Origin of the sequence: Endozoicomonas sp. SESOKO1, assembly GCF_024606265.1 — a bacterium.
Classification (GTDB): domain Bacteria; phylum Pseudomonadota; class Gammaproteobacteria; order Pseudomonadales; family Endozoicomonadaceae; genus Endozoicomonas.
Map to the genome: position 1 here is coordinate 1 of NZ_JAHHPP010000368.1, position 1,134 is coordinate 1,134.

Annotated in this window: 1 protein-coding gene; it reads left to right on the forward strand. The window is 49.6% G+C overall.

All coding sequences use genetic code 11. From position 1 onward, the window contains the following. Positions 1-886, forward strand: an 886-nt coding sequence (locus KDK13_RS16720) for a polyamine ABC transporter substrate-binding protein (RefSeq protein WP_257286124.1), incomplete at its 5' end; no start/stop codon positions are given. Positions 887-1,134: the final 248 nt, after the last annotated feature.

Consider the following 1,134-nt stretch of genomic DNA (forward strand, 5'->3'; position numbering starts at 1 on the left):
AAAAACAGGTTACGACATTGTAGCCCCATCAGCAGACTTTCTGCTTCACCAGATCAAAGCCGGTGTATACCAGCCACTGGATAAAAAGAAGCTGCCCAACTGGAAGCACCTGGACGGCGAGTTGATGACGCTGATGGAAACCTACGACCCGGATAACCAGTTCTCGTTTCCCTATCTGTGGGGAACCACTGGCATAGGTTATAACCCGGAACTGGTGAAACAGTACCTGGGGAACGATGCCCCCACCAACAGCTGGAGCCTGATCTTTGATGAGAAGAATATCAGCAAGCTCAGCCAGTGTGGTGTTGCGTTCCTGAATGCGCCCACCGAAGTTATTCCTGCGGCCCTGAGCTATCTTGGTCTTGACCCGAACTCCACCAACCGGGCCGATTACGCAAAGGCTGAAGCACTGCTGATGAAAGTTCGTCCCTATGTCACCTACTTTCACTCATCACGCTCAATTTCCGACCTGGCCAATGGTGATATTTGTGTCGCCATGGGCTGGTCCGGGGATATTCTGCAAGCGGCAGACCGGGCTGCCGAAGCTGAAAACGGAGTAAACGTGGCGTATGCGATCCCCGATGAAGGTGCTGGACTGTGGTTCGATACCGTTGCCATTCCAAAGGATGCCAAAAACCCTGAAGAGGCCCATATCTTCCTGAACTACCTGCTGCGCCCGGATGTGATTGCCAACATCACCGACTATGTGGCTTATGCCAACCCGAATAAGTCCGCCACAATACTGGTGGATGAAGAAATTCGAGAGAATCCTGGCATCTATCCAACCAATGAAACCAAAGAAAGACTGTTCGTTTTTGAGGTTCTACCCTCAAAGATTAACCGCCAGGTTAACCGCATGTTTACCAAACTGACATCCGGTCAATAAAGCCTCCAGGGATAAGAGCGCACTCGCCCTTATCCCTGAACTATCAGAGCATCGACATGATGGACCTGAACACTGATCCTGAGATACCGGCATAGTCTGTTAAGAAGAAGCCAAAGCCCCAGTTAATAATTGCACTCACGAAAGACCTCCCGTTGATGACAACAAAAACATGATGTAACCCGCAAGTAGACAAAGGAACATCCATTTTGTTCACTACAACATCAGAATTATTTCACATCAGCCAGCAA